The organism is Azospirillaceae bacterium (assembly GCA_028283825.1).
Taxonomy (GTDB): Bacteria; Pseudomonadota; Alphaproteobacteria; order Azospirillales; family Azospirillaceae; genus Nitrospirillum.
In genome coordinates, this window is sequence record JAPWJW010000002.1 from 540,259 (window position 1) to 546,988 (window position 6,730).

General features: G+C 64.1%; 5 protein-coding genes. All 5 read left to right on the forward strand.

Going from position 1 to position 6,730, the window contains the following annotated elements; genetic code table 11:
• Positions 1-589: 589 nt before the first annotated feature.
• From PW843_11085 to PW843_11105, 5 genes are read left to right on the forward strand one after another with little or no spacing between them, the layout of a single operon-like run.
• Positions 590-2,773, forward strand: a complete 2,184-nt coding sequence (locus tag PW843_11085) for a type I secretion system permease/ATPase (protein MDE1147148.1) — start codon at positions 590-592, stop codon at positions 2,771-2,773.
• Positions 2,763-4,262: an HlyD family type I secretion periplasmic adaptor subunit gene (locus tag PW843_11090; protein MDE1147149.1), complete on the forward strand. Its 1,500-nt coding sequence runs from the start codon at positions 2,763-2,765 to the stop codon at positions 4,260-4,262. Before PW843_11085 ends, PW843_11090 begins: the two co-directional genes overlap by 11 nt.
• Entirely contained in the window at positions 4,259-4,789 is a 531-nt protein-coding gene (locus tag PW843_11095) for a hypothetical protein (GenBank protein MDE1147150.1), read from the forward strand. The genes PW843_11090 and PW843_11095 overlap by 4 nt, the downstream gene beginning before the upstream one ends.
• Before the next feature lie 2 nt (positions 4,790-4,791).
• Positions 4,792-5,271, forward strand: coding sequence for a toxin-activating lysine-acyltransferase (locus PW843_11100; protein ID MDE1147151.1), 480 nt, complete (start codon positions 4,792-4,794; stop codon positions 5,269-5,271).
• Positions 5,272-5,297: 26 nt separating this feature from the next.
• The gene (locus PW843_11105; protein MDE1147152.1) at positions 5,298-5,678 is read left to right on the forward strand and encodes a hypothetical protein; all 381 of its coding nucleotides are present in this window, start codon (positions 5,298-5,300) and stop codon (positions 5,676-5,678) included.
• Positions 5,679-6,730: the final 1,052 nt, after the last annotated feature.

Genomic DNA, 6,730 nt, shown 5'->3' on the forward strand with positions numbered 1-6,730 from the left:
CTTATGCATCAACCTGGCCCAGCCTCGGCCCGACGGCTCCACATCTGGGTAATGGGTGGTAGAACTATTATTTAATTGCACTCATTGCGAGAGTGCTTCCTGTCCGGCGGGGTGCATCGTCTGCGTGCGGGGAAAAAGGACGCGATTGCCTTGGTAAGCCACGGGACAGGAACTTGAGGCTTCGGCAGGTCGCTGGATGAAGCGATAAGTAACTGATATATTGATACCATATTCATTTTCGGGCTTCTGGGTGCGCGCACCCGCCCGTTGCCGGGAACGGTGTGCGCTGCAGGGGAACGGCGGGCGCCTAAGGCCTTCCCCGAGTCGGGGGGGCAGACTTGGGGCCAGGGGCATGTCGCCGCCGATGCCTTTGGGGGTAGCGTGCATGCGCCACGGTTGGTCAACGGGTATATGCAGGGCGAAGTGCGTCATGTTGACGCATATACGTATGATCGGTATCCATCGATGTGAACAACGCTTGAACGAAACATTAATTCGCATCTCCGCAAGCATTATTATTTGCAGTCCGTTCCGTATCGCATTTCAGTGCCGATCCTGAATCCAATTTCGGCACGGAAGTCGTCAAGCGGTGCAACCCACAGAGACCCAACCCGAGGCGGGGGCGCCGCCGGCCGCCAGCCTCCCGGACAGCGGGCTGCTGTGCCTGCGCGCGGTGCTGGGCTTTCACGGCCTGGCGGCGGACGTGGGGCAGCTGCGGCATGCCACGGGCACCGGCGCGGCGCTGACGCCGGCGGAGCTGGTGCGCCTGGCGCGGCGCCAGGGCCTGAGCGCGCGTGAGCTCACCAGCGGCTGGGACCGCCTGCCGGCCCTGGCGCTTCCGGCCATCGCCGTGCTGTCGGACGGCGGCTACGTCGTGCTGGCGCGGGTGGTGGACGACCGCGTGCTGCTGCTGGACCCGGCGACGGGCCGGCCCACCCTGTGGGGCCGGGCGGAGTTCGAGGGGCGCTGGACCGGCCGCCTGGTGCTGGCGACCAAGCGCCTGTCCCTGGGCGACCTGGGGCGCCGCTTCGACCTGGGCTGGTTCCTGGCGGCGCTGGTCAAGTACCGCTGGATTTTGGGCGAGGTGCTGGTCGCGTCGCTGTTCCTGCAGCTGTTCGCGCTGGTGACGCCGCTGTTCTTCCAGGTGGTGGTGGACAAGGTGCTGGTGCACCGGGGCCTCAGCACCCTGGACGTGCTGGTGTTCGGCCTGGTGGCGGTGTCGATCTTCGAGACGGTGCTGTCGGGCTTGCGCACCCATGTCTTCGCCCACACCACCAACCGCATCGACGTGGAACTGGGCGCCCGGCTGTTCCGCCACCTGCTGGGCCTGCCGCTGGCCTATTTCGCCAACCGGCGGGTGGGCGACAGCGTGGCCCGGGTGCGGGAGCTGGAGACCATCCGCAACTTCATCACCGGCTCCGCCCTGACCCTGGTGGTGGACCTGGTGTTCACCGTGGTGTTCATCGCGGTGATGCTGGCTTATTCCGGCTGGCTGACGGCCATCGTGGCGCTGTCGCTGCCCCTTTACGCCGCCATCAGCATGGGTGCCGGTCCCGTCTTCCGCCGCCGGCTGGAGGAGAAGTTCCGCCGCGGGGCGGAGAACCAGGCCTTCCTGGTGGAGGCGGTGGGCGGGATCGAGACCGTGAAGGCCATGGCGGTGGAACCGCAGCTGCAACGCAAGTGGGAGGAACAGCTGGCCGGCTACGTCCAGTCGTCCTTCCGCGTCTCTGCCCTGGGCAACGTGGCCAGCCAGGGCATCCAGCTGATCTCCAAGCTGGTGTCGGCCGGCATCCTGTATTTCGGGGCCGGCGCCGTGATCAGCGGCAAAATGACGGTGGGCGAGCTGATCGCCTTCAACATGCTGGCGGGGCGTGTCAGCCAGCCGGTGCTGCGCCTGGCGCAGCTGGGGCAGGATTTCCACCAGGCGCGCCTGTCGGTGGAACGGCTGGGCGACATCCTGAACACGCCGATGGAACCGCAGGCCCGGCCGGGGCAGACGGCGCTACCCAACCTCAAAGGCGCGGTGGCGCTGGAACATGTGCGCTTCCGCTACCGCCCCGACGCCGCCCCGGTGCTGGAGGATCTGACCCTGGCGGTGCAGCCGGGGCAGAGTATCGGCATCGTTGGCCCCTCCGGCTCCGGCAAGAGCACGCTGACCAAGCTGCTGCAGCGCCTGTACGTGCCCGAGGCGGGCCGCGTGCTGGTGGACGGGGTGGACATCGCCCAGATCGACGCCGCCTGGCTGCGCCGCCAGGTGGGCGTGGTGTTGCAGGAGAACGTGCTGCTGAACGGCACGGTGCGGGAGAACATCGCCCTGGCGGACCCCGCCATGCCGCTGGAACGGGTGATGAGTGCCGCCCAGCTGGCGGGGGCGCATGAGTTCATCCTGGCGCTGCCGCAGGGCTACGACACGGTGGTGGGGGAACGGGGCGCCAGCTTGTCGGGCGGGCAGCGCCAGCGGGTGGCCATCGCCCGCGCCCTGGTGACCGACCCGCGCATCCTGATCTTCGATGAGGCCACCAGCGCGCTGGATTATGAGAGCGAGCGGGTGGTGCAGCAGAATTTGGGCGCCATCAGTCGCAACCGCACCGTCTTCATCGTGGCCCACCGCCTGTCGGCCGTGCGCCACTGCGACCGCATCCTGACGCTGGAGGGCGGACGCCTGGTGGAGGACGGCAGCCATGACGAGCTGGTCCGCGCCGGCGGCCGCTACGCCACGCTGTACCACATGCAGGCCGGCATGGCGCCGGTGGGGGTGGCCAATGTCGGCTGAACCCATGAGCGCGCCGCTGAGCGCCGATCCCAGCCTGAAGCCGCTGGTGAAGCCGCCGGCCCCGCCCAAGCGCCGGCGGGAGGAGCGCGAGTTCCTGCCCGCGGCGCTGGAGATCATGGACACCCCGGCCTCGCCGGTGGGCCGCGCCATCGGTGGGGTGATCATCGCCTTCTTCACCCTGGCGGTGGCTTGGGCGTGTATCGGCCACATCGACATCATCGCCACGGCCCCTGGCCGCATCGTGCCCTCGGGCCAGGTGAAGGTGGTGCAGCCGATGGACAGCGGCATCGTGACCGCCATCCAGGTGCAGGACGGCGACCATGTGGCGGCGGGCCAGCCGCTGATCCTGCTGAACGCCACCACCACGGCGGCGGACCGCGACCGGGCGACGGCGGACCTGGTCCAGGCGCGGCTGGACGTGGCGCGGCTGACGGCGCTGCGCGCCGGCCTGACCGGCAGCCTGACCAGCCTGGCGCAGGCGGAGAAGGCCTTCGTGCCGCCGGCCGACCTGGCGCCGGCCCTGGTGGAGCGCACGCGCGCGGCCCTGCGGGCCCAGGCGCAGGCGCAGGCGGCCAAGCTGGCGGGGCTGGACCAGCAGATCGCGCAGAAGGCGGCGGAGGCGGACGAGGTCGAGGTGACGACGGCCAAGCTGACGGCCTCGACCAAGCTGCTGGCGCAGCAGACGGAGATCCGCCGGCAGCTGATGGAAAGCGAGTACGGCAACAAGCTGAATTACCTTGAGGTGCAGCAGCGCCTGGTGGAGGCCCAGCACGAACTGTCGGCCCAGACGCAGAAGGCGGCGGAGGTGGCGGCCGCCCGGCGCGCGCTGGAGGGGCAGCGGGCCCAGGCGGTCAGCGACTATGCCCACCAGGTGCTGGAAGACCTGGGCACGTCCACCCAGAAGGCGGCGGAATACGCGCAGGACCTGGTGAAGGCGGATCAGCACCTGGCGCAGCAGACCCTGTCGGCCCCCATCGCCGGCACGGTGCAGCAGCTGGCGGTGCACACGGTGGGCGGGGTGGTGACGCCGGCCCAGGCGCTGCTGGTGATCGTGCCCGACGACGTGCCGCTGGTGGTGGAGGCCAGCGTGGACAACCGCGACATCGGCTTCGTCCATCGCGGCCAAGAGGTTGAGATGAAGGTGGAGACGTTCACCTTCACCCGCTATGGCCTGGTGCACGGCCATGTGCTGGACGTCAGCCGCGACGCCGTCACGCCCGACCGCGCCACGCCCACCGCCAACAACACCGCCCGCGCGCCGGGGGAGGACCAGGCCAGCGCCACCGACCGGCAGAAAACCGACACCACGCCGGTCTACGTGGCGCACATCGCCTTGGACACCCCCACCCTGATGGTGGACGGGCGCGAGGAACACCTGGCCACCGGCATGTCGGTGACGGCGGAGATCAAGACCGGCCGCCGCCGGGTGATCGATTACCTGCTCTCCCCCCTGGGCGAGTACGCGCATGATGGCTTGAGGGAGCGATGATGGCGGATCGTTCCCGCACTCAACGCGTCCCCGCGTCCCGCCCCCTGCCGGCCCTGCTGCTGGCGGGGGCTTTGGCGTCCTGCGGCGGCCCGCAGGGTGATCCCCTGCTGGGCCTGACCTGCCCGGCGCCCACCGCTGCGGCGGTGGCGTCCAACACCTACGACGGGCTGGACGCGCCGGCGCTGGAGGCCAAGGCCGAGGATGGCGACCGGGCGGCGGCGCGGGTGCTGGGCGAACGCTACCGCACCGGCCTGGGCGTCGCGGCCGACCCGGCCCGGGCGCTGGCCTGGACCCGCCGCGCCGCGGTGGTCGAGAACACGACCACCCAGTTCATCGTGGCGCCGGCGGTGGGCAAGCAGCCCAGCTTCACCGTGCCGATCAACCACACCACCCTGGCCGCCGGCGACCCGCCGGCGCTGGTGGAACTGGGGCAGCTGTACAGCCTGGGCCTGGGCGTGCCGCGCGATGCGGCCGTGGCCCGAACCCTGATAGAGTGCGGCCGCAAGGGCCAACAACCATGGACATGATCATGCCTACCCGCACCCCCATCCCCGGCGACACCGCCGCTTCCGCCGAAACCGCCCCGGCCATTCCGCACACGGTCAGCCACATGTTCGGTGAGCTGGTGTGGCTGCTGACCCAGTCGCCGCTGCACCGCCAGCTGAAGGTGGCGGACCTGGAATGGCTGGTGATGCCGCCCCTGCTGGCGGAGCAGTACCGGATATTCCGCGACGGCACCAAGCCCGTGGGCGTCGTCACCTGGGCCTATTTGTCGGAGGAGGCGGAAGGCCGCCTGCTGTCCGGCCAGCGCCCCCAGGTGGCCGACTGGAAGTCCGGCGACCGCTGCTGGATCATCGACCTGGTGGCGCCGACCACCACGGCCGAAAACCTGCTGGCCCCCCGCATGCTGGACGATCTGCGCCAGACGGCCCTGAAGGGCAAGACCTTCAAGCTGCAGCAGACCGACCCCAATACGGGGGAACGGAAGATTGTTAGCATTGTTGGCTAATTCATCTGAATCACTGGGAGGCTATTTTGGAAATTAAAACTAAGTTTGACGAAATTAAGCCTGAAACTCTTGTTGAAATGATGGGGGTTAATGGAAAGTTTTATATTGGGAGAGCTGGAGCTCGGCCAGAGCTTGGATCATGTTATTTTTATGGAGATAAATGCGAACAGTTTTTTTTCTATCTAAGATCTGAGGCGTGCGAGGAGGGGGGGTATAACATTAATATTCATGCGGCCTCAGTTTACAGAATAAGGGGCCCATTTTTCGTTCCAAACAAAGAAAATATTGAGATAATAAAGGAAAATATAACGAAATTCTTTTCAATTCGGGATTTCTTTTCGCCTCAAAGGCAAATTAGTCCGGCCAATGACCAGAAAAATATTATATTTACGTGGGGAATCTCTTAATGTCTTACATTGATCTCGTTATCAATCAGATTAACTCTGCAACGAGCCTGGATCAACTGCGCCAAATTGCGCAAACTTTTTCCGCTGCGTCTTCCCAACCAGCAAATAGCCTGCTGTACTCCGGAAGCGTGTCAATGCTAGGTTCTGATTTAAGTGTTAGTGTTTTCAGTATAGTACCGCAAATTAATTCTCAATTGAATTATGGCCTTATCGATAGCACGCCACGTGCTCAGATAATCACTGCTCCGGAATTCACGGCCGCCGCCGAAAGAATAATTGCGAATTCGGGGTTAACCGGAGTCGCTGCAGAAAATGCATTTAATCAATTTTTTTCGTATTCCACGACTACCGGAGGGGTTCCTTCGGTTTGGGCTCAAGCATCAAGAGATTTTGCCAGTTCTCTGACTGGGGATGTTACAACTCTTACGGGTGGAGCTGGCAAGCTCGGTGTTTTCTTTGTAGATGAATTGCCTGCTCTTTTAAGCAATCCAAATATCACGTCCATTAACGGAATACCAATTGATGAATTGCGCGCACAGGCTGCATCAAAGGGTATTGAGTCTGTTTTCAACGATATAAATCAAGTATCGGCCGGAATATTTGACAGGGCTATGTACGCTGATACGTCAAGCGGGGATTTGGTAATTAACTTGACGAAGGAAGGTGCGGATTTATTTGGATTAGATCCGGCTGGGCTCGAGTCGTATGACGATGTTGCTGCAAAATATGGTGCTGACGCCAAAATTATTGACGCCTCTGAGAAGATTACGCCTTCAACGATTGAAGAAATTGCTAAGACGCCAGCTGTTTCTGATGATCTCAGGGTCATGGATGGTGCAACTCACGTAAACTTTGGAGAATATGTTCAGGGCTCTATTAAGGTCGTCGGAGAAGTTGGGATTGCCTATGATGTTGTCACAACGGCCGAGATGGCAGTTCAGCAAATAGAAAGTGGCGATACAGACGGTGCCCTCCAGACGTTAACGCGTCTTGGTGCGAGACTGTACGGCGGTGCGGCCGTTGGCGCAGAGGGTGCGGCGGCAGGTGCAAGT